The organism is Streptomyces sp. SAS_281 (genome assembly GCF_052542855.1).
This window is the reverse complement of sequence record NZ_JBMNDO010000141.1, coordinates 1-19,379: the sequence shown is the minus strand read 5'-3', so window position 1 is coordinate 19,379 and position 19,379 is coordinate 1. Positions and strand designations below refer to the sequence as shown.

At 72.1% G+C, this 19,379-nt stretch carries 20 protein-coding genes; 9 read left to right on the top strand and 11 right to left on the bottom strand.

The features are described 5' to 3' along the window. The coding region (locus tag ACN6LM_RS33620; protein ID WP_445069176.1) for a hydrogen peroxide-inducible genes activator at positions 1-974 on the bottom strand (974 nt) is incomplete at its 3' end. A gap of 132 nt (positions 975-1,106) precedes the next feature. On the opposite strand from ACN6LM_RS33620, the gene ACN6LM_RS33615 reads away from it, so the two are divergent. After that, on the top strand, positions 1,107-1,661 hold the full coding sequence (locus ACN6LM_RS33615) for a peroxiredoxin (RefSeq protein WP_037688641.1): 555 nt from the start codon (positions 1,107-1,109) through the stop codon (positions 1,659-1,661). A gap of 12 nt (positions 1,662-1,673) precedes the next feature. Next, positions 1,674-2,207, top strand: a complete 534-nt coding sequence (locus tag ACN6LM_RS33610; protein WP_093706689.1) for an alkyl hydroperoxide reductase — start codon at positions 1,674-1,676, stop codon at positions 2,205-2,207. Between the two features lie 76 nt (positions 2,208-2,283). Here the strand turns inward: ACN6LM_RS33610 and ACN6LM_RS33605 are convergent, their stop codons facing one another. From ACN6LM_RS33605 to ACN6LM_RS33590, 4 genes are all read right to left on the bottom strand, one after another. Next, positions 2,284-3,654, bottom strand: a complete 1,371-nt coding sequence (locus tag ACN6LM_RS33605) for an AI-2E family transporter (protein WP_445069175.1) — start codon at positions 3,652-3,654, stop codon at positions 2,284-2,286. Positions 3,655-3,786: 132 nt separating this feature from the next. Further along, the gene (locus ACN6LM_RS33600) at positions 3,787-4,494 is read right to left on the bottom strand and encodes an aggregation-promoting factor C-terminal-like domain-containing protein (RefSeq protein ID WP_445069174.1); all 708 of its coding nucleotides are present in this window, start codon (positions 4,492-4,494) and stop codon (positions 3,787-3,789) included. Between the two features lie 390 nt (positions 4,495-4,884). Beyond that, positions 4,885-6,207: a PhoH family protein gene (locus ACN6LM_RS33595; protein ID WP_445069173.1), complete on the bottom strand. Its 1,323-nt coding sequence runs from the start codon at positions 6,205-6,207 to the stop codon at positions 4,885-4,887. Positions 6,208-6,391: 184 nt separating this feature from the next. Then, complete coding sequence (locus ACN6LM_RS33590; RefSeq protein WP_164402422.1) at positions 6,392-7,153, bottom strand: isoprenyl transferase; 762 nt, start codon at positions 7,151-7,153, stop codon at positions 6,392-6,394. Positions 7,154-7,352: 199 nt separating this feature from the next. On the opposite strand from ACN6LM_RS33590, the gene mgrA reads away from it, so the two are divergent. Then, a complete protein-coding gene (gene mgrA, locus ACN6LM_RS33585; RefSeq protein ID WP_445069172.1) occupies positions 7,353-8,393 on the top strand; it encodes an L-glyceraldehyde 3-phosphate reductase in 1,041 nt (346 codons plus the stop codon). A gap of 273 nt (positions 8,394-8,666) precedes the next feature. On the opposite strand, the gene ACN6LM_RS33580 is transcribed toward mgrA, so the two are convergent. The 4 genes from ACN6LM_RS33580 to ACN6LM_RS33565 form a co-directional block, all read right to left on the bottom strand. Further along, positions 8,667-9,278: a hypothetical protein gene (locus tag ACN6LM_RS33580; RefSeq protein WP_445069171.1), complete on the bottom strand. Its 612-nt coding sequence runs from the start codon at positions 9,276-9,278 to the stop codon at positions 8,667-8,669. Between the two features lie 64 nt (positions 9,279-9,342). After that, positions 9,343-9,801 (bottom strand): hypothetical protein, encoded by a 459-nt coding sequence (locus ACN6LM_RS33575; RefSeq protein WP_445069170.1) that lies wholly within the window; start codon positions 9,799-9,801, stop codon positions 9,343-9,345. Between the two features lie 67 nt (positions 9,802-9,868). Continuing rightward, a complete protein-coding gene (locus ACN6LM_RS33570; RefSeq protein WP_445069169.1) occupies positions 9,869-10,669 on the bottom strand; it encodes a class I SAM-dependent methyltransferase in 801 nt (266 codons plus the stop codon). Between the two features lie 122 nt (positions 10,670-10,791). Next, entirely contained in the window at positions 10,792-11,589 is a 798-nt protein-coding gene (locus ACN6LM_RS33565; protein ID WP_445069168.1) for a prepilin peptidase, read from the bottom strand. Positions 11,590-11,677: 88 nt separating this feature from the next. Here ACN6LM_RS33565 and ACN6LM_RS33560 point away from each other — a divergent pair, with 88 nt between their 5' ends. Further along, complete coding sequence (locus tag ACN6LM_RS33560; RefSeq protein ID WP_445069167.1) at positions 11,678-12,049, top strand: DUF192 domain-containing protein; 372 nt, start codon at positions 11,678-11,680, stop codon at positions 12,047-12,049. Positions 12,050-12,067: 18 nt separating this feature from the next. On the opposite strand, the gene ACN6LM_RS33555 is transcribed toward ACN6LM_RS33560, so the two are convergent. Beyond that, positions 12,068-12,661: a hypothetical protein gene (locus tag ACN6LM_RS33555; RefSeq protein WP_445069166.1), complete on the bottom strand. Its 594-nt coding sequence runs from the start codon at positions 12,659-12,661 to the stop codon at positions 12,068-12,070. A 230-nt stretch (positions 12,662-12,891) separates the two neighbouring features. Between ACN6LM_RS33555 and ACN6LM_RS33550 the strand changes: the two genes are divergently transcribed. Further along, positions 12,892-13,488: a GNAT family N-acetyltransferase gene (locus tag ACN6LM_RS33550; protein ID WP_445069165.1), complete on the top strand. Its 597-nt coding sequence runs from the start codon at positions 12,892-12,894 to the stop codon at positions 13,486-13,488. 41 nt (positions 13,489-13,529) lie between these two features. Next, the gene (locus tag ACN6LM_RS33545) at positions 13,530-14,033 is read left to right on the top strand and encodes a DinB family protein (protein ID WP_445069164.1); all 504 of its coding nucleotides are present in this window, start codon (positions 13,530-13,532) and stop codon (positions 14,031-14,033) included. A 53-nt stretch (positions 14,034-14,086) separates the two neighbouring features. Here the strand turns inward: ACN6LM_RS33545 and ACN6LM_RS33540 are convergent, their stop codons facing one another. Beyond that, positions 14,087-14,992 (bottom strand): YihY/virulence factor BrkB family protein, encoded by a 906-nt coding sequence (locus ACN6LM_RS33540; RefSeq protein WP_445069163.1) that lies wholly within the window; start codon positions 14,990-14,992, stop codon positions 14,087-14,089. Positions 14,993-15,161: 169 nt separating this feature from the next. On the opposite strand from ACN6LM_RS33540, the gene ACN6LM_RS33535 reads away from it, so the two are divergent. The 3 genes from ACN6LM_RS33535 to ACN6LM_RS33525 all read left to right on the top strand — a co-directional run bounded on the left by ACN6LM_RS33535 (position 15,162) and on the right by ACN6LM_RS33525 (position 19,253). Then, positions 15,162-15,551, top strand: a complete 390-nt coding sequence (locus tag ACN6LM_RS33535) for a hypothetical protein (protein ID WP_445069162.1) — start codon at positions 15,162-15,164, stop codon at positions 15,549-15,551. A gap of 259 nt (positions 15,552-15,810) precedes the next feature. Next, the gene (locus ACN6LM_RS33530) at positions 15,811-17,454 is read left to right on the top strand and encodes a TlrC/CarA/OleB/SrmB family ABC-F type ribosomal protection protein (protein ID WP_445069161.1); all 1,644 of its coding nucleotides are present in this window, start codon (positions 15,811-15,813) and stop codon (positions 17,452-17,454) included. A 122-nt stretch (positions 17,455-17,576) separates the two neighbouring features. Next, entirely contained in the window at positions 17,577-19,253 is a 1,677-nt protein-coding gene (locus ACN6LM_RS33525) for an FG-GAP repeat domain-containing protein (protein WP_445069160.1), read from the top strand. The last annotated feature ends 126 nt before the right edge of the window (positions 19,254-19,379 follow it).

Sequence of the window (19,379 nt, the reverse complement as noted above, 5' to 3'; positions counted from 1 at the left end):
TCTTCCGATCTGGTCCGGCCCCCCTCCGTCACGCGTACCGGCAGCGCCCCCATCGCCTCGCGCAGCGCCGCCGCGAGTTCCTCGAACTCCTCGTGCCGGGCCGCCCCGGTCCGCATCGCCAGCGCCACCCGCCGGGTGGGGGCCGGGTCCGTGAAGTACCCCGTGGTCAGCGCCTCGTTGCGGGCGGTCTCGACGGTGACCGCGGTGCGCGGCAGCAGCGTCACGCCGAGGCCGCCGGCCACGAGCTGGACCAGCGTGGAGAGCCCGGCCGCGGTCGTGGTGACCGGCGCGCCCTCCGTCCGGCCGGCCTCGCGGCAGATGTCGAGCGCCTGGTCCCGCAGGCAGTGCCCCTCGTCCAGCAGCAGCAGCGGCAGCTCCCGGAGCGCGTCGCGGGGGATGTCGGCGCGCCCGCCGAGCGGGTGGCCGCGGTCCATGACGAGCACGAAGTCCTCGTCGAAGAGCGGGAGCTCGCTGACCCCGGGGACGCCGAGGGGCACGGCGAGCAGCAGCAGGTCGAGCCGTCCGGCGCCCAGCCCCTCGATCAGCGAGGAGGTCTGCTCCTCGTGCACCTGGAGGTCGAGGGCCGGGTAGCGCTCATGGACCAGCCGCAGCACGGCCGGCAGCAGATACGGGGCGACGGTCGGGATCACGCCGAGCCTGAGCACGCCGGTGAAGGGGGCGCGGACCGCCTCGGCCTCCTCCATCAGCTCGCCGACCGCGTCGAGCACGACGCGCGCCCGCACCGCGAGCCGCTCCCCGGCGGGCGAGAGCAGCACCTTGCGCGTCGTACGCTCGATGAGCTGGACACCCAGTGCCTCCTCCAGCGCGGACACGGCCCCGGAGAGCGCGGGCTGACTCATCCCGATTGCGGCCGCCGCGTCCCGGAAGTGCAGATATTCGGCGACGGTGGCGAAGGCGCGCAGCTGCGACAGGCTGGGCTGTTTGAGCCGGTTGCCCGGATTGCTCTGCACCACTGATAGGTACCTCCGATCATCACGACCGAGTGTAGCTATTTCCGCGATCAATGCACTCTGTGCCATGGTGGAGATCGTCCAACCCCCAGGAACTCCCTCAAAAGGGGAGAACCTACGCTGCAAGGAGAGCGCGTGCTCACTGTCGGTGACAAGTTCCCCGAGTTCGACCTGACCGCCTGCGTGTCGCTGGAGAGCGGCAAGGAGTTCGAGCAGATCAACCACAAGACCTACGAGGGTCAGTGGAAGATCGTCTTCGCGTGGCCGAAGGACTTCACCTTCGTGTGCCCCACCGAGATCGCCGCCTTCGGGAAGCTGAACGACGAGTTCGCCGACCGCGACGCCCAGATCCTCGGCTTCTCCGGCGACTCCGAGTTCGTGCACCACGCCTGGCGCAAGGACCACCCGGACCTGACCGACCTGCCCTTCCCGATGATGGCCGACTCGAAGCACGAGCTCATGCGTGACCTCGGCATCGAGGGCGAGGACGGCTTCGCGCAGCGCGCCGTCTTCATCGTGGACCAGAACAACGAGATCCAGTTCACCATGGTGACCGCCGGTTCCGTGGGCCGTAACCCCAAGGAGGTCCTGCGGGTCCTCGACGCCCTGCAGACCGACGAGCTGTGCCCCTGCAACTGGACCAAGGGCGAGAACACCCTGGACCCGGTCGCGCTCCTCTCGGGCGAGTGAGCTGATACCGACATGGCTCTCGACGAACTGAAGTCCGCCATACCGGACTTCGCCAAGGACCTGAAGCTGAACCTCGGTTCGGTCATCGGCAACAGCGAGCTCCCGCAGCAGCAGCTCTGGGGCACCGTCCTGGCCTGCGCGATCGCCTCGCGCTCGCCGAAGGTGCTGCGCGAGCTGGAGCCCGAGGCGAAGGCCAACCTCTCCGCGGAGGCGTACACCGCCGCGAAGTCGGCCGCCGCCATCATGGCGATGAACAACGTCTTCTACCGCACCCGGCACCTGCTCTCGGACCCCGAGTACGGGAACCTGCGCGCGGGTCTGCGGATGAACGTCATCGGCAAGCCGGGCGTGGAGAAGGTCGACTTCGAGCTGTGGTCGCTCGCCGTCTCCGCGATCAACGGCTGCGGCCAGTGCCTCGACTCGCACGAGCAGGTGCTCCGCAAGGCCGGCGTGGACCGCGAGACCATCCAGGAAGCCGTCAAGATCGCCTCGGTGATCCAGGCGGTGGGTGTGACCCTCGACGCCGAGGCGGTACTCGCCGAGTAGGCACCGTACCCTGGAGACGAGAAGGGCCCCGAGGACGACCGACCGTCCGAGGGGCCCTTCTTCCCGTGCGTACGCGTTACGAGGCGTCCGGCGGCGGTTCGTCCCCGTCCTGCTCGGGCGCCGGGCCGCCCGCCGGCGCCGCGTCGAGGGCGGTCGCCCCGTGCGGGGGCGGCGAGTGGCGGCGCGACTCCTCCTGCCCGTAGGAGCGCAGATACCCGACCACCGTATTGGTCACCGCGACCAGCGGCACCGCCACCACCGCGCCGCCGATCCCGGCGATCATGCCGCCCGCCGCGACCGAGAGCACCACGGCCAGCGGGTGCACCCGCACCGCCCGGCCCAGGATGAACGGCTGGAGGACGTGGCCCTCGATCTGCTGCACGGCGAGGACCACGGCCAGCACCATCAGCGCGGTGAACACACCCTCCGTGACCAGGGCGACGACCACCGCCAGCGCCCCGGAGACCACCGCGCCGACGAGCGGGATGAAGGCGAACAGGAAGATGAAGACGGCCAGCGGCACCGCCATCGGCACGTTGAGGAAGTAGATCCCGAGCCCGATGAAGATCGCGTCGATCAGGGCCACGATGACCGTGCCGCGCACATAGGCGGTCAGCGTCCGCCAGGCGCGCGGACCGGCCCCGGCGACCCCCGGCCTCGCCTGCGCGGGCACCAGCTTGAGCACCCACTGCCAGATGCGCGCGCCGTCGTAGAGCAGGAAGAGCGTCGAGAACATCGCGAGCAGCGCGCCGGTCATGAACTCCACGACCACGGTGACGCCCTGGAGGCCGGCGGAGGTGATGGCCTCGGTGTTGGTGCCGACGGTGTCGCTCAGGTTCTTGGCGATGTCGTTGATCTGCTTGTCGGTCACATGGAACGGACTGGCCAGGAGCCAGTTCTTGAGGTCGTCGATCCCCTTCGTCACCTTGTCGGACAGGGTGTCGATGTTGTCCATGACCTGCCACACCACGAACCAGCCGACCAGGCCCATGATGACGAAGCCGGAGATCGCGGTGACGGCCGTCGCCAGGCCCCTCGGCAGCCCGTGGCGCCGCAGCCGGGCGACGGTCGGCTGGAGCAGCGCGGTGACGAGCAGCGCGGCGACGAAGGCCAGCACGACCAGTTGCACGGCGCTGATGACCCGCATCAGCACCCACAGGGTCCCCGCCAGCACCAGCAGCCGCCAGCCCGCCTCGGCCGCGACCCGCATCCCCCACGGGATCGCCGCGACCGGATCGGGGCGCGCGGCCACGGTGGGCGCGTAGGTGGGCGGGGCGGGCACCTGGTCGACGTGGTCCGTCTCGTCCCTACCGGTCCGCGCCGGTGGATCCGCGTCCGCGAGAAGGGGGTCGTCGGCCTCCGACTCGGCCCGCCGCTCATCGAGACGCTCGCTCAGCCTGCTCAGCTCAGCACCCAGTTGACCGAGCCACCCCGGCAGTTTCGACATAGCTGTTCCTCTACCCCCGTCCGCTCTCCCCACCGCTCCCCCGGGAGCGTTCCGCACGACCGTACACGCGTGGAGCCCCACGCCGAAGGACGGCGTGGGGCTTCACGGGGTTGAGCTTGTGAACCCTGGTTCCTAGTACCAGTGGTTGGCCTGCCAGAAGGCCCAGGCGCCGCAAGGGCTCTTGTAGCGCGGGCTGCTCATGTAGCTGAGGCCCCACTTGATCTGGGTGGCCGGGTTGGTCATCCAGTCGGCACCGGCCGAGGCCATCTTCGAACCGGGCAGGGCCTGGACGAGACCGTAGGCACCGGAAGACGGGTTGCTCGCGCGGTAGTTCCAGCTCGACTCGTGGTTCACGATGTTGCTGAAGCACTGGAACTGGTCGGCCGGCACGATCTGGCGCGCGATGGCCTGCACCTCGGCCACGGTGTACGAGCTCTGCTGGGCGAACGACGCGGTGGAGCGGATCTCGGAGCGGCTTGCGCGCTCCTGACGGTCCTTCTTCTCCTGGCGCTCGCGCTCCAGCCGGTCCTCGGCGGCCTGCTTCTTGGACTTCGCGTCCTTGGCGGCCTGGACGCGGGCGGTCTCCTCCGCGGACTTCTTCGCGGCGGCGTCGGCGGCGGACGCCTGGGCGTCGGCCTGCTGCGTCAGCGAAGCGGTCTGCACCTGGGCCTGTTGGCCCGCGGGAATGTCTGCGAGCAGCGTGGTGTCGGCTGCGGTCGCCTCGAAGTTGTTGTCGTCGACAGCAGGGGTGCTGCCCGATGCAACGCCTACGACGGCGCCTACGGTGGTGACCGCGGTGGCGGATGCCACGGCGAACCCCCGGACCGAAATCCGGCTCACACGGTGTCCTTCCAGCATCGCCCGCTTAGGTGACCTCGCGGGCGCAATCGTGCCCCTGGCACTGGCCTCCCTACTGCTTGGGTCACGGGAAGGCACGGGCCCGGTGGGCGGCTCCTCGGGAGGAGCGCCGCGTGGTGCTCGCGGGCGGCATACGGACGGCGGTTGTTGAGTTGTGTGGTGCGTGGCGCCTCTGGAGGTGCCGGTGTGCCGTATGCGGGGCCTGACGGAAGCAAGACTCTGCCGGAACCGGACCGGGGGAAGCAATTCTCCGTTGCGTGGGAAAAGTCACACCCCGTTTGGCGGACCTGAATCACGGAAAAGGCGCCGCAACACGCCGCCGCCCGGCTAGGCTGCTTGGCCCGCCGGGCGGCGTCAACGTCCCAACCCGTATCAGATCTGACCTTCCTCCAGCATTTCGGTCACCAGCGCGGCGATGCGGGAACGCTCCGAGCGCGTGAGCGTGACATGGGCGAAGAGCGGATGCCCCTTCAGCTTCTCGACCACGGCGACCACACCGTCGTAACGGCCGACCCTGAGGTTGTCCCGCTGGGCCACGTCATGGGTGAGGACTACCCGGGAATTCATGCCGATCCTGGACAACACGGTCAGCAGGACGTTCCGTTCGAGCGACTGGGCCTCGTCGACGATCACGAAGGCGTCGTGCAGCGAACGGCCCCGGATGTGGGTGAGCGGCAGGATCTCCAGCATGCCGCGCCCCAGCACCTCCTCGATCACCTCGCGCCCGGAGACGGCCGAGAGGGTGTCGAAGACCGCCTGCGCCCAGGGGCTCATCTTCTCGGCCTCGCTGCCGGGGAGATAGCCGAGCTCCTGCCCGCCCACCGCGTACAGCGGGCGGAAGACCATCACCTTCTTGTGCTGCCCGCGCTCCAGCACCGCTTCGAGTCCCGCGCAGAGCGCCAGCGCCGACTTGCCGGTGCCGGCCCGGCCGCCCAGCGAGACGATGCCCACCTCCTGGTCGAGCAGCAGGTCCAGGGCGATGCGCTGCTCGGCGCTGCGGCCGTGGATGCCGAACGCCTCCCGGTCGCCGCGGACGAGCCGCACCGTGCCCTCGGGCGTGACCCGGCCGAGCGCCTTGCCGCGTTCGGACTGGAGGACCAGGCCGGTGTGCACGGGCAGTTCGGCGGCCTCGGGGACGTACAGCGTCTCCTCGGCGAAGAGCAGGTCCACCTGGTCGGCGGCGAGGGACAGTTCGGACATGCCCGTCCAGCCGGAGTCGGTGATCGCCAGCTCCGCGCGGTACTCCTCGGCGAGGAGTCCTACCGATGACGCCTTGATGCGCAGCGGGAGGTCCTTGGAGACGACCGTGACGTCGTACCCCTCGGCCTGGAGGTTGCGCGCGACCGCGAGGATGCGCGAGTCGTTGTCCCCCAACCGGTAGCCGGCGGGCAGGACGCCGGGATCGGAGTGGTTGAGCTCGACGCGGAGCGTCCCGCCGAGGTCCCCGAGGGGGATCGGCGCGTCCAGCCGGCCGTAGCGGACCCGGAAGTCGTCCAGCAGGCGCAGGGCCTGGCGGGCGAAGTAGCCGAGCTCCGGATGGTGCCGTTTGGCCTCCAGTTCCGTGACCACGACGACCGGGAGCACGACTTCGTGCTCGTCGAAACGGGCCATGGCGTTCGGATCGGCCAGCAGGACGCTGGTGTCGAGAACGTAGGTGCGCCTGTCGGGCAGGCGGCGCTTTGTGCTGGTCACCACGGAAGGACGTACCCCCTCGGAAGAGGTCGGGGTGCGACGGCGGGCGTCGCGTGGCATCCCACTTGTCATCGGCGCCCACCCGGCTGGTGACCGGGCGCCGGCCTGTCAGGGATATGCCCTCTTACCCGTCCGGCCATGCCGACCGGATCTCTTCCGGGGGACCGCGGGGCGGACCCCGCCCGTCTCAGCCTCCGTAGCGGCGGTGGCGGGCGGCGTAGTCGCGCAGCGCCCGCAGGAAGTCGACCCGGCGGAAGGCCGGCCAGAAGACCTCGCAGAAGTAGTACTCGGAGTGCGCGCTCTGCCAGAGCATGAACCCGGAGAGACGCTGCTCGCCGCTGGTGCGGATGACGAGGTCGGGGTCGGGCTGGCCGCGCGTGTAGAGGTGCTCGGAGATGAGGTCGGTGGAGACGATCTCGGCCAGGTCCTCGAAGGAGGTGCCCTTGGCGGAGTGCTCCAGGAGCAGGGAGCGCACGGCGTCGGCGATCTCCTGCCGGCCGCCGTAGCCCACGGCGACGTTGACGAGTATCCCGTCGACCCCGACCGTGGCCTGCTCGGCCTCCTTGAGGACGGTCTGGGTGTGGGCGGGCAGCAGGTCGAGCGTGCCGACGTGGTGGACCCGCCAGCGGCCGTCCGCGGCCAGGCCGCGCACCGTGTTCTCGATGATGCCGAGGAGGGGCGTCAGCTCGGCCTCGGGCCGGTCGAAGTTGTCGGTGGACAGCATCCAGAGCGTGACGACCTCGACGTCGGTCTCGCTGCACCAGCCCAGGAGTTCCTTGATCTTCTCGGCCCCGGCCTGGTGGCCCTCGGCGGCCGTGCCGCCGGACGCCTTGGCCCAGCGCCGGTTGCCGTCGAGGATGACGCCGATGTGCTTGGGCACCTGGGAGTGGTCGAGGCGAGCCTCCACCCGGCGCGCGTAGAGCCCGTACACCAGGTCGCGCAAGTTCACTGAGTCCACCTCTCGGTTCCGTGCGGGCCCGCCGGCCCCGCGTCAGGGGTCCGGGGTCGTCCCCTGGGGATCGGATCGCCGCACTGGAAGGGGGCGGATCGCCCCGCCGTGTCATGGCAGTCCCGTCAGGCCACATTACTGCGCGGGCCCCGCACCCACCCAACCCGGCCTGTCACAAGTCCGTGATAAGGAGGGAAACGTGACTGAATCCTCCTCCCCCTACCAGGCCGCCCCGGCCCGCTACGACTCCATGGAGTACCGGCGCAGCGGACGCAGCGGTCTGAAGCTGCCGGCCGTCTCGCTCGGCCTCTGGCACAACTTCGGCGACGACCGGGCGCTCGGCTCCCAGCGGGCCATCCTGCGCCGCGCCTTCGACCTCGGTGTGACCCATTTCGACCTGGCCAACAACTACGGCCCGCCGGCCGGCTCCGCCGAGCTGAACTTCGGCAAGCTCTTCCGCCAGGACTTCGCCCCGTACCGGGACGAGCTGCTGATCTCGACCAAGGCGGGGTACGAGATGCACCCCGGGCCGTACGGGGAGTGGGGGTCGCGCAAGTACCTGCTGTCGTCGCTGGACGCCTCGCTGAAGCGGATGGGCCTGGACTACGTCGACATCTTCTACTCGCACCGCTTCGACCCGGAGACTCCGCTGGAGGAGACGATGGGGGCGCTGGCCTCCGCCGTCCAGCAGGGCAAGGCGCTGTACGTGGGGGTGTCCTCGTACAACTCGGCGCAGACCGCCGAGGCGGCGCGGCTGCTGCGCGAGATGGGCGTGCCGGCCCTGATCCACCAGCCGTCCTACTCGATGATCAACCGCTGGACCGAGGAGGACGGGCTCCTCGACACGCTGGAGGCGGCCGGGATGGGCTGCATCTCCTTCGTACCGCTGGCCCAGGGGCTGCTGACCGGGAAGTACCTGAACGGCATCCCGGAGGGTTCGCGCGCCACGCAGGGCAAGTCGCTCGACCCCGGCCTGCTGTCTCAGGAGGTGGTGCGCCGGCTGAACGGGCTGAACGACATCGCGCGCCGCCGGGGCCAGTCGCTCGCCCAGCTGGCCCTGACGTGGGTGCTGCGCGACAGCCGGATGACGTCCGCCCTGATCGGCGCGTCGAGCGTGGGTCAGCTGGAGGAGAACGTCGCGGCGCTGGCGGGCCCGGAGCTGTCGGCCGAGGAGCTGAAGGAGATCGACACCTTCGCCGTCGACACCGAGGGCACCAACATCTGGGCCGCGCGGGGCTGAGTGCGCGCCCGGCCCGGAGCCGGGCAGAAAAAAACGGGCCGGTCCGTGGGGGGGGGGTTACGGACCGGCCCGAGGGGGGGTTTCCACCATAACCCTTCGTAAGTGATGGTGGGTGCCGCGACGCGAAATAATTACTCTCCGAGAGTGAGAGGCGTCGCTCCGGTCATCGACCGGGCCCCGTCGCACGCCTCTGACCTGCGGCAATACCGCCAAGCCCGGGACGGGCACCGGAAACACGCCCGAGACGTCCACAGGATGTCCACATTCCGCTCGTCAGTGGCCGCCCCGGGGCTTCACACAGCCCGTTCCCTCCATGTAGCGACCGTGCGCCTCCGCGTTGACGAGTCCGTTGACCATGCCGTCCAGCGAGCCGTCCACGCAGAGGGTCCCGAGGGACACGGTGAACGAGGTGCGGTGCGTTCCGAAGGTGCTCGTGGTGACCGATCCGTCCGGATAGCCGAGGGCGTGGAGCGCCTGCGCGACCGTCTTCTCGGTGGACCTGCCCCCTTCCGCGAGCCCGGCGAGTCCCTGCTTCACCCGTTTCACCTCCGCCTCGCCCCGGGCGCGGTCCGCCTCGGACAGGTCCAGGGTGGACTGGAAGGCGTGGTTCTCGGCGTAGTGCGGGTTGGCGTCACCGCCCGGCGCGGCGCTCGGCGCGACACCTGGCACGGTGCTCGGACCGACGCCCTGCTCGGCGCTCGGTTCGGCACTCGGTTCGGCACTCGGCGCGGTCTCCGGGCTCGCGGGGACGGAGACGGCGGAGGCCGGGGGCGGCGCCGCGTCGCCGGAGGCGGCCAGGACGTGGCCGCAGCCGGTGAGCGCGGAGGCGGTCAGGAGCACGGCGGCGGCGGTGCGGAGCGGGGCCGTACGTGTCGCGAAGGTCATGGGTACGAGTATGGAACGGGAAACCGGCCTGTGGCGGCGGGAGTTGGCCCCCGGTGCCAGGACGTCACGTCGCGGCCGCCGCGCCCCGGTGGCCCCGGGTGAAGCGGACGCCCACGGTGTCCCCGCCGACGATCACGAAGCGGCCGCCCTCGCAGCGGATCACGGCCTCGTGGACCTCGCCCCGCTCGTCCCGGCGTTCGTCCGTACTCAGCACCGTCCAGCCGCCCTCCGGCGCCTCCGGCAGCCCGGCCAGCACGGCGAACTCCCACTGGGCGGCGGGCACACACCAGTCGGGCAGCTGCGGCCAGGTGCCGGCGCCCACGTGCAGGGTGCCGTCGGAGGCGCAGGTCAGGCGGACCGACTGGCCGTCGTCCAGCACGAACGAGACGGCCTCCGGCTCGCCCATCCGGCCCTCGGGGCGGTAGAAGATCCCGAGCACGCCGACGATCCTGGCCCCCTTGAGCCACTCGGCGCCGCCCCGGCGCGGGCCGTGCGCGGCGTCCCCGTCGGTGCCGAGGTCCATGGCCTGCTCCTTCCGCGAGCGCTCGCGACCAGAGTGCCATCCTTCGGGCCGTATGGGGGCGCCGGTCTCACGCGGGCTTGCGGGCCTCGATCAGGAAGCGGGTGGTGTGGGCGACGAACGGGCCCTCGGTCTCCAGCCGGTGGTGCAGCGCCGCGAGTTGGGGCCGGTACCGCTCGACGGTGAAACCGGGCACCATCCAGATCACCTTGCGCAGGAAGTAGACGACGGCCCCGATGTCGTGGAACTCGGTACGCAGCCGCTCCGACCGGAGGTCCACGACGTCGAGCCCGGCCGCCTCGGCGTCGGCCCGCGCCCGCTCCGGGTCACGCGCGCCGCGCACCTCCGGGGGCTGCGGCCCGAGGAAGTACTCGACCAGCTCGAAGACGCTCGCGGGGCCCACCTGTTGCGAGAAGTACGTGCCGCCGGGCGCCAGCACCCGGGCGATCTCCTCCCACCACGTGGTCACCGGATGCCGGCTGACCACCAGGTCGAAGGCCCCGTTCCCGAACGGCAGCGGCGGCTCGTCCTCGTCCGCGACGACGGCCACCCCGCGCGGGTGCAGCAGCGCGGTCGCCCGCGCGATGTTCGGCGGCCAGGACTCGGTGGCGACGGCGAGCGGCGGCAGCTCCGGCACGGAGGCCAGCACCTCGCCCCCGCCCGTCTGGATGTCGAGCGCGGCCCGCGCCCGCCCCATCCGCTCCCCCATGGCCCGCGCATACCCCCAGGAGGGCCGCTGCTCGGTGGCCCGCCCGTCGAGCCAGGAGAAGTCCCACCCGTCGACGGAGACGCTGTCCGCCTCGGCGACGAGGGCATCGAACCGGGCGGCTTCGCCGGGGGTGGGCACGGTGGCGTCGGGCGTTGCGGTCATGGAGCCATCGTCCCAGCCGCAACCGGCCGGCCGCGACCGCATTACGGGTGGGCCGGGGGCACCAGCAGTGGCCGCCTGGGGACCCGTTGCCGGCCGGGCGGGACGCCCTGCCCCCGCTGCGCTCAGGCCGCCAGCCCCCCGAACAGCAGCCCCAGGAACGTTCCCGCGATCATGAACGGGCCGAACGGAATGCCCGTCCTGCGGCCCGCGCGACGCAGCGCGACGAGCGCCGCCCCGTACACCGCGCCGAACAGGAAACCGGCGAAGCCGCCCGCGAAGACGACGGCCCAGCCGTACCAGCCGAGGACCGTGCCCAGGGAGAGGGCCAGTTTGACGTCGCCGAAGCCCATGCCGGCCGGGTTGATGAGGAAGAGCAGGAAGTAGAACGCGCCCAGGACGAGCCCGCCGAGGAGGGCGGAGAGCCAGGAGCCCGCGTGTTCCGGCAGCAGTGCGGCCAGGCCCAGGAGTACGGCGGCGGCTCCGGCGGCCGGCAGGGTCAGCCCGTCCGGGAGCCGGTGCACGCGGTGGTCGATGCTCGCGAGGAGCACGGCGACCGGGGCGAGCAGCAGCCAGGCCGCCAGCTCGGGGCGCGTGCCGGTGGCCCAGGCGAGGGCGGCGCAGGCGAGCGCGGTGACGAGGGGGGCGAGACGGTGGGGGGCGTAGCGGGGGGCGGGGGCGTCCTCGGCCGGGGCGGCGCCGGGGGCCCCCGTACGCACCTCGGCGACCGCCCCCTCCGCGCACCCGCCGCAGCGTGCCGCGCCCAGCCAGGCGCGGGCGGGGCCGGTGAGGGGGTGGCCGGCCGGGCAGGCGTCCCGCCACGGTTCGCCGGGCGGAACGGAGAACCGGTAGGCGGCGCGCGGGACCAGGAGCCCGGTCGCGGCGCCCCAGAGTGCGGCGACCCCTGTCAGCATGGCGTACACCCGAGCGATCCTAATCGGCGCGCCCCGGGCGGGGGTTGTGCCTGTGGATTCGGGCCCGGCGGCGGACCGGCGCCGCTAACGTCGGGCCATGGCTGGATGGCGCGATGGCACGGGGACGCTGACGATCACGGACCGGGACGGGGTGACCGAGACCCGGGTGCCGCTGCGGATCGCGGCGTCCTACCGGCACCGGGCGCGCGGGCTGCTCGGGCGGGACGGGGTCGACGGGGCCCTGATGATCACGCCGTGCGGGAGCGTGCACTCCTTCCGGATGCGGTTCACCATCGATGTGGCCTACCTGGACCGGAAGTTCAACGTGCTGGCGGTCCACACCATGAAGCCGGGCCGGCTCGGGCTGCCCCGGCCGCGCGGGCGGCATGTGATCGAGGCGGAGGCGGGCGCGATGGCGGCGTGGGGGCTGCGGCCGGGGGTGCAGGTCCGGGTCGAGCAGTCCGCGTAGGGCGCCGGCCCGGGCGGTCTATCTCCGGGGCACGTCGCTGCCGTAGACCACCCACGGCGACTGCTGGAAGGAGTTCACGCCCGACAGCTGCGGCTGGACGGCGGCCACTTCGGGCAGCACCGCCAGCGTGTCCGGCCAGCAGTCGAAGTACACCGACCCCTTGACGATGAAGCCCGCCCAGTCGGTGGCCGCCGACGCGCCCTCGCGGTCGAGCACGAAGCCGACGCAGAGCAATGAGGCCCGCCCGATCGCCTCGCGCACCGCGCGGACCGCCCGTTCCCGGGCGTCGCGGTCCAGCGGGCCGAGGCCGAAGCGCAGCTCCACCGTGCCGTCGTCGCCCCGGCTGATCCTGGCCCGTATCTCCTCGCCGCCGGGCAGCCAGAGCAGGAAGTCGACCCGGTCCAGGCGTTGCAGCCCGGTCAGCAGCACGAGTTGGTCCCGGCTCACCCAGGACTGCGTGCCGGACGGGTCGGTGCCGGGGCTGATCAGGGTGATGCGCCGGGTGACCGGGTGGTCCGCCCGCACCCCCGCCGCCTCCAGGTCGCCGAGCAGCGATTCGGCGTCGGGGCGGCTCCAGCACAGGTGGTACGAGCAGAAGAAACCGTCACTCATCGGCGCGTCACCTCGGTACTCGTGGTGGCTGCCCGCCCCGTTCCGGGACACCGCACGGGGCGGCGGCGTGGGGGCCGGCGGGTGGTCGGTATCCGAGCGTACGGGCAACCCCTGGTCCGGGGACCGGGTCCAGGGCCCGTGCGCGGACTCCGCCGGTCGCGGGGCCGGCTCGTAGACTCGCCGGACGGGCCGGTCGGTCCGCGGGGCGGGGACGGGCGGGGAGTCGCGACATGGAAATGTGGGTCCAACCGACCGGCGCGGACGCGCTGTTGGCGCGGCGGGGCGGGATACGGCAGACCTACGCGGAGGCGTTCGCGGGCCCGCCGTGGCACGAGGACCCGGATCAGGCCGACGGCTACGTCCACCGCCTGGCGCAGGACGCCGCCCGTCCCGGATTCAGGGCCGCACTCGCGCTGAGCGGCTCACGGGACGACCCGGACGCCGCCTCGGTGGTGGGGTTCGCGACGGCCTGGACCACCGGTTCCCCCTTCCCGGCCACCCGGGCCTACGCGGCCGTCTCCTCGGTCCTGGGCCCCGAGCGGACGGCGGCCTGGCTCGTCGGCGCCCTGGAGGTGGACGAACTCGCGCTCAGCCCGCACGCGCGGGGGACCGGTCTGGCGGCCGCGCTCCTGGAGACCGTCACCGCGTCCGCGCCCGGGGGCCGCTGCTGGCTGCTGACCTCGGCGGAGGCCGAACCCGCGGTGCGCCTCTACCGGAGGCTCGGCTGGCGCCGGGTGCCCGGCCCGGCGGAGGGCCCGGACATCGCCGTGTTCCTCGGCCCCGGGCACCCGGCGCTGCGGGATCCGGCCCTGGGCGCCGAGGCATAAGCGGTGGACAACTCCGTCCCGTCCCGGGAGGCTGTGCGGCGATGACACGCACCGACACGCCTCCCGCATGGGACGAGCGCACCCAGCTGACCACGTTCCTCGACTACACCCGCGCCACCGCGGTGGCCAAGTGCGAAGGGCTCTCGCAGGCGGACGCCGTGCGGGCGCCCCTGCCCGGCTCCCCGCTGATGACCATCGCGGGGGTGGTCAACCACCTGCGCTGGGTCGAGTACTACTGGTTCGAGGTCGTCTTCCTCGGCGGCGAGGACGAAGGCCCCTGGACGGACGAGGACCCGGACCGCGAGATGCGGATCGCCGTCGACATGCCGCTCGGCGATGTGCTGCGGGAGTACGAGGAGCAGTGCGCCCGCTACCGGGAGCTGGTCGCGGCCCACGGCCTGGACACGCGTTCCGAGCGGAAGCGCTCGAACGGCATGAGCCCCGATCTGCGCTGGATCCTGCTGCACCTCGTCGAGGAGACGGCCCGTCACAACGGCCACATCGACATCATCCGCGAGATCGTTGACGGGACGACCGGGGACTAGGTGTATTGCCCTGTGGGTGGGGGACGCGGCAGGCGGGACTTTCGCAGGACGCCCTAGCCGCAGCGGGCCCGGTCCAGCTCGACGTTGAACTGGGCCCCGGACAGGAGCGCCAGGTTGGTGAACCACACCCAGATCAGGAACACCACGAGCCCCGCGAGGGAGCCGTACAGCCGGCTGTAGGAGCCGATGTACGTGGCGTAGAGCGCGAACCCCGCCGACGCGGCGAGCCACAGCAGCGCGGCGAGCACCCCGCCGGGCAGCGCCTGACGGGCCCGGCGGGCCGGCTCCGGGCCGGTGCGGAAGAGGACCGTGATGAGCCCGGCGACCAGGCACAGCAGCAGCGGCCACTTCAGCACCGCCCACACCGCGTCCCCCACGTGGGTCACGCCCAGCCGGTGCCCCGCCCAGCGCGCCAGCGGTCCGGTGAGCACGAGGGCGAACGCGCTGGCCATCATCAGCAGGAGCAGCCCGACCGCCCACGCCACGATGATGTGCGCCTGGCGCAGCGCCGGCCGGGTGTCTTGTACCCCGTGCATGGCGTGCAGCGCCCGCCGGAACACCGCGAGATAGCTGGACGCGGACCACAGCGCGCTGACGGACCCGGTCGCGACGAGCAGCCAGACGGCGGTGCGCTGCTGGGTGGCGGCCTCCAGCGGCTCGCGCAGCGCGGTGGCGGCCTCGGCGGGCGCGAAGGCGGTGATGTCGGCGATCAGCGCACCGGTGGCGCCGGGGCTGGCGAGTCCGATGACGGACACGGTCACCAGGAGCGCGGGCAGCAGGGCGAGGATCGCGTAGTACGTGAGGGCCGCGGCCCAGTCCGATATGTCGTCGTTCCACAGCGAGACGGGCGTGCGGCGCAGCGCGAGCGGCCAGCGCCGGGCCCTGCCGGGGACGGTCTGCGGGGATCTGCGCGGGTGGGGCGGGGCCCCGGCGGCGGTGCCGCTCGACTGGCTGGACACGGTTGCGGCTCCGGGGACGTGAGCGGTGTGGGAGGGGACGGCGTCGGGGTCCGGGCCGGGCCCGCCCCCGCCTCTCCTCTTCTGCTCGGGTTCCCGCCCGGTACACCCGGTTCCGCACCGGCGGGAGCCTTCGGCTCTCGTTGTCGTACCCCGCCCGTACGCTCCCTCCATGAGCGTCTCCCTCTACTGCACCGCGCGCCGCGCGACCCCGCTGACCGGGCCGGAGTCGGCCGCCGTCACCGGTGTCGTCACCGCGCGCCAGGCGTCGTTCCCGTACGAGGACGAGGAGAGCCTGTACCTGTACGACCCCGGGGCGGCCGAACCGGGGACCGTCCTCGACGGCTCCGCCAAGATGCCGTTCGACCCCGGCCGGCTGCTGCCGGTGGTCGCCCATGTGCTGGACACCGTCACAGAGTTGCGCCGGGCGCTGCCCGACGCGGACTGGCATGTGCACATGGACGACCTGGACATCGAGTGGGACGAGACCGAGGGGTACGCGCTGCCCGGGATGCGCGACGCGGACCTCATGGCGGAACTCTCGGCGGAAGGCGGGCGCTGAGCGGCCGGAAACCGGTTGCCGACGCCCCGGCCCCCGCCTACCTTGGTGCGCATGGGTTCTCTGTGATACCTCCCCTGCGCCTGCGTTGAGCTCGGCTCCGCAGTAGCGCATTCTCCTGCGCATCCGCACTCCCACGCCTCCGCGCCTCCGTGACGCCTGCCTGCCCTTCCGGCACGCGGCCCGGTGTGCCGTCGGCGTGCGCGGACGCGCCCCGACCACCGCGCGCCGATCGGCCCGGGCCGAGAATCAGGGGTTTTGTATGCACACCGGACAACTCACACTTCACAACGTCACCCGCCGCTACGACGACCGGGTCGTGCTGGACGACGTCAGCTTCACCGTCAGGCCCGGCGAGCGGGCCGGCGTCATCGGCGACAACGGGGCCGGAAAGTCCACGCTGCTCCGGCTCGTCGCCGGGCTCGACCGGCCCGACAACGGTGAGCTGACCGTCGTCGCGCCCGGCGGCACGGGCTACCTCGCCCAGTCGCTCGCCCTGCCCGCCGGGGCCACCGTCCAGGACGCGGTGGACGCGGCGCTCGCCGGGCTGCGGGAGCTGGAGGCCCAGATGCGCCGGGCCGAGGCCGGGCTCGCGGGCCTGGCCGGGGCGGAGCTGACCGCCGCGCTGGAGGCGTACGCACGGCTCGTCGCGCGGTACGAGGCGCGGGCCGGTTACGAGGCCGACGCGCGGGTGGACATCGCCTTGCACGGTCTCGGGCTGCCCGGCCTGGACCGGGACCGGCCGCTGTCCACACTGTCGGGCGGCGAGCGGTCGCGGCTGGCGCTGGCGGGGACGCTGGCCTCCCGGCCGGAACTGCTGCTGCTCGACGAGCCGACCAACGACCTGGACGACCGGGCGGTGGCCTGGCTGGAGAACCACCTGCGGGCGCACCGGGGCACCGTGCTCGCGGTGACGCACGACCGGGTGTTCCTGGAACGCGTCACCACGACGATCCTGGAGGTCGGCGAGGGGCGGGTGACCCGGTACGGGGACGGCTACGGGGGCTACCTCGCCGCGAAGGCCGCCGATCGCCGGCGCCGGCTGCGGGAGTACGAGGACTGGCGCGACGAGCTGTCCCGCAACCGGGAGCTGGCCGCGTCCAACGTGGCACGGCTGGACGCGATCCCGCGCAAGGTGCCGCTCAGCGTGTTCGGGCACGGCGGGTTCCGGGCGCGGGGGCGGGGGCACGGGGCGATGGTGCGCATCCGCAACGCGAAGGAGCGCGTCGAACGGCTCACGGAGCGGCCGGTCGCGCCGCCGCCGGATCCGCTGGTGTTCGCCGCCCGGGTGACCACGGCCGGGGCGTCGGCTCCCCGGGTCGCGGCGGAGCTGGCCGGGGTCCGCGTCGGGCACCGCCTCTCCGTGCCCGCGCTGCGGATCGGCGGCACCGAACGGCTGCTGGTCACGGGGGCGAACGGGGCCGGCAAGTCGACGCTGATGCGGGTGCTCGCGGGTGAACTGCGGCCGGACGGGGGGACCGTGCGGACGCGGGGCCGGGTCGGGTACCTGCGCCAGGAGGAGACGCCGTGGCCGGCCGGTCTGACGCTCCCGGAGGCGTACGCCCACGGGCGCGGCGGTGACCCCGACGCGCATGCGGAACACCTGCTGTCGCTGGGCCTGTTCAGCCCGGCGGACCTGCGCCTGAGGGTGGACGAGCTGTCCTACGGGCAGCGGCGCCGGATCGAACTGGCCCGGCTGGTCGGCGAACCCGTCGATCTGCTGCTCCTCGACGAGCCGACGAACCACCTCTCGCCGGCGCTGGTGGAGGAGCTCGAGGGCGCCCTGGCCGGGTTCGGGGGCGCGGTGGTCGTCGTCACCCACGACCGGCGGCTGCGGGACCGGTTCCGCGGGAGGCGGCTGGAACTGGACGGTGGGCGGGTGGTCGAGCGTACGGAGGCGGCGTGATTGGCCGATAGGCCCCTGGCTTGATGGCTGAAACCGGCCCCCTCCAAAGGGGTCCGGTGCCAGTCATATGAACACCAGCCGGCTTATGGACAGCTGGCTCATAAACAACCCCTGGGGGGGCTTTGCACCTGTCTTCACTGAAATCCGGCCGTGCCGGCCGCGGGCGCTCGAAGCGCGCGAGCCGGATCGCTGCCTGCACCGCGCTCGTCCTCTCCGCCGGCATGCTGCTGGCGGCCCCGGCCTCGGCCGACGACGCGAAGGGTGCCGAGGCGCCGAAGGCGGTCGGCTCGACGCCGCGTATGGACATCACCGGCGACGGCGAGAGCGACATCCTCTACCAGACGCGGGAGGGTTATCTCTTCCAATCGGTGGGCGAGACGGTAGCGGACTACCTCTTCGAGCTCCACGACCCCAGTGACCCCGCCGGCCGGATCGTCTACAAGGACATCATCGCTCCGGGCGATCTCCAGGGAGACGGCAAGCCCGACCTCCTCACCCTGACGGCCTCCGGCACGCTCACGCTGCACCCGGTGGTCGGCATGGATCCCACGGGGGGTCCTCCCACCTGGTCGGGGAAGGGCTGGCAGAAGTACAACAAGCTCGTCGCGCCCGGCGACCTGACCGGCGACGGTCACAACGACCTGATCGCGCGCACGCCCTCCGGTGACGTCTATCTCTACGCCGCCAACGGGCACACCGACGGCGAGCCCTTCGAACCCGCCGTCAAGGTGGCCTCCGGCTGGAACGCGTACGACCAGATCGTCGGCCTGAACGACTCCACCGGCGACGGCATCGGCGATGTCGTCACCCGTACCCCCGCCGGTGACCTGTACTTCCACATGGGTACCGGGGACGCGTCGAAGCCCTTCAAGGCAGCGTCCAAGATCGGCTACGGGTTCGACACGTACAACCAGCTCGTGGGTGTCGACGACATCAACGGGGACGGTAACGGCGACCTCATGGGCCGCACGCCGAACGGTGACACGTACATCTACCGCTTCTCCGGTTACGGCCACTACCGGGCGCGGATCCACGGCACCTTCGGGTGGCAGAAAGCGGCCATGTTCGTCGGGGCGGGCGGTGTCCCGGACTTCGGCAAGCACGGCGTCATGGGGGTCACCTCCGACGGCTCCGGCTACTGGTACCACTCCAAGAACACCGGGGAGTTCTTCGCCCGCAGCGGCGAGGACGGGGCGTACTTCGACGAGGGGTGGGCACGCGTCGCCGTCTCCCTCGGTGACGACGGGCGCGTCGATACCCTCCGGGTGCGCAACGGCCGGCTGTACATCGCGGGCCACGCGATCAGCGACGGCTGGAACATCTACAACGACCTCATCGGCCCCGGCGACCTGAGCGGCGACGGCGCGGGCGACATCCTCGCGCGCGACGCCAAGGGCGACCTGTTCCTGTACCAGGGCAACGGCAAGGGCACCGCGCTCGCGGCCAAGATCAAGGTGGGCTACGGCTACGGCTCGTACCGCCACATCGTCGGCGCGGGTGACCTCACGGGGGACGGCCGGGCGGACGTGGTGGCGATCGCCAAGGACGGCACGCTGTACCTGTACGAGGGCACGGGGAAGGCGTCCGCGCCGTTCAAGGCACGTGTGACGATCGGTACCGGGTTCGACATCTACAACAAGTTCGCCGCGGTGGGCGACCTCAACGGTGACGGCAAGGCCGACCTGGTCGGGGTGAACGGCTACGGCGACCTGTACCGGTACACGTCGACCGGGACGGGCAAGCTCAACAAGCGGGTACGGATCGGGTACGGCTTCAACACGTACAAGGCGCTGTACTGATGCCCCCTGCGCGGGGGTGGCCCCCACGGCGAGCCCTTGGCCGATGCCGCCGCCGCGGGGGAAGACGTTGGTGGCCGGGTCGGTGATCTCCAGGAGCCGGTTTCCCCAGGTGGAGGACGGGATGGT

What these genes read in the sequence shown, in the direction of transcription:
- ACN6LM_RS33605 (WP_445069175.1), bottom strand. Translation starts at nt 3,654, where the DNA reads ATGTCGAAACTGCCGGGGTGGCTCGGTCAACTGGGTGCTGAGCTGAGC.
- ACN6LM_RS33570 (WP_445069169.1), bottom strand. Translation starts at nt 10,669, where the DNA reads ATGACCGCAACGCCCGACGCCACCGTGCCCACCCCCGGCGAAGCCGCC.
- ACN6LM_RS33550 (WP_445069165.1), top strand. Translation starts at nt 12,892, where the DNA reads ATGGAAATGTGGGTCCAACCGACCGGCGCGGACGCGCTGTTGGCGCGG.
- ACN6LM_RS33610 (WP_093706689.1), top strand. Translation starts at nt 1,674, where the DNA reads ATGGCTCTCGACGAACTGAAGTCCGCCATACCGGACTTCGCCAAGGAC.
- ACN6LM_RS33545 (WP_445069164.1), top strand. Translation starts at nt 13,530, where the DNA reads ATGACACGCACCGACACGCCTCCCGCATGGGACGAGCGCACCCAGCTG.
- ACN6LM_RS33575 (WP_445069170.1), bottom strand. Translation starts at nt 9,801, where the DNA reads ATGGACCTCGGCACCGACGGGGACGCCGCGCACGGCCCGCGCCGGGGC.
- ACN6LM_RS33580 (WP_445069171.1), bottom strand. Translation starts at nt 9,278, where the DNA reads ATGACCTTCGCGACACGTACGGCCCCGCTCCGCACCGCCGCCGCCGTG.
- ACN6LM_RS33530 (WP_445069161.1), top strand. Translation starts at nt 15,811, where the DNA reads ATGCACACCGGACAACTCACACTTCACAACGTCACCCGCCGCTACGAC.
- ACN6LM_RS33535 (WP_445069162.1), top strand. Translation starts at nt 15,162, where the DNA reads ATGAGCGTCTCCCTCTACTGCACCGCGCGCCGCGCGACCCCGCTGACC.
- ACN6LM_RS33555 (WP_445069166.1), bottom strand. Translation starts at nt 12,661, where the DNA reads ATGAGTGACGGTTTCTTCTGCTCGTACCACCTGTGCTGGAGCCGCCCC.
- ACN6LM_RS33560 (WP_445069167.1), top strand. Translation starts at nt 11,678, where the DNA reads ATGGCTGGATGGCGCGATGGCACGGGGACGCTGACGATCACGGACCGG.